Origin of the sequence: Bacillus sp. SRB_331 (assembly GCF_003264175.1) — a bacterium.
Lineage (GTDB): Bacteria > Bacillota > Bacilli > Bacillales > Bacillaceae_G > Bacillus_A > Bacillus_A mycoides.
The window spans coordinates 1-917 of record NZ_NADV01000058.1; the positions used below are offsets into that span (position 1 = coordinate 1).

The 917-nt window shown below is 35.2% G+C and carries 1 protein-coding gene; it reads left to right on the plus strand.

Annotated features, from left to right (window positions below; all coding sequences use genetic code 11):
- The first annotated feature begins 92 nt into the window (after nucleotides 1-92).
- Nucleotides 93-800, plus strand: coding sequence for an IS6 family transposase (locus B5P42_RS29285; RefSeq protein WP_016127824.1), 708 nt, complete (start codon nucleotides 93-95; stop codon nucleotides 798-800).
- The last annotated feature ends 117 nt before the right edge of the window (nucleotides 801-917 follow it).

Consider the following 917-nt stretch of genomic DNA (forward strand, 5'->3'; position numbering starts at 1 on the left):
GGTTCTGGTGCAAAAATCGCAAGACTCTTGCAAGTAATCTCCTAAACTTGGACATACTGATAGTATGACTCTAAAAAAGGTGCGTGATCAGTATGGAAAAAGAAAATTTATTTAAATGGAAGCATTATCAGCCTGAACTCATCTTATTAACAGTAAGGTGGTACCTACGGTACAATTTGAGCTTCCGTAACCTGGTGGAAATGATGGAGGAAAGAGGATTATCAATTGCTCACACAACAATTATGCGCTGGGTTCATCAATATGGACCTCAATTAGAAGAGAAAGTACGACATCATCTTAAATCAACAAATGACTCGTGGAGAGTCGATGAAACCTATATTCAAGTAAAAGGTCAATGGATGTATTTATATCGTGCAGTTGATTCAGAGGGTTATACAATTGATTTTTATCTAAGTAAATCAAGAGATAAACAAGCAGCCAAGCGTTTTTTCAAGAAAGCCTTGGCTTTTTCGTATGTTTCTAAACCTCGCGTGATAACAGTAGATAAGAACCCTGCTTATCCTGTAGCGATTCAAGAGTTGAAAGAAGAGAAACATATGCCTGAAGGCATGCAACTAAGGCAAGCTAAATATCTCAATAATATAGTGGAACAAGACCACCGGTTTATTAAAAGGCGAGTTCGTTCTATGTTAGGGTTAAAGTCGTTTAAAACAGCAATTTCTATATTGAGTGGTGTTGAAGCCATGCATATGATGAAAAAAGGACAACTTGTTTTACTGGACAAGTCTGTCCAAAATCAAAAACAATTTATTCATAAACTGTTTGGTTTAGCTTCATAGGCTAGAAATGTAGAGGAAATTGCTACTCTAGGTTTCTAACTAATATTTTTGCACCAGAACCAAATTTGTTATGTTTAAAACCATTTTTGTTATTTTTAAACCATTCTTGTTATAGTT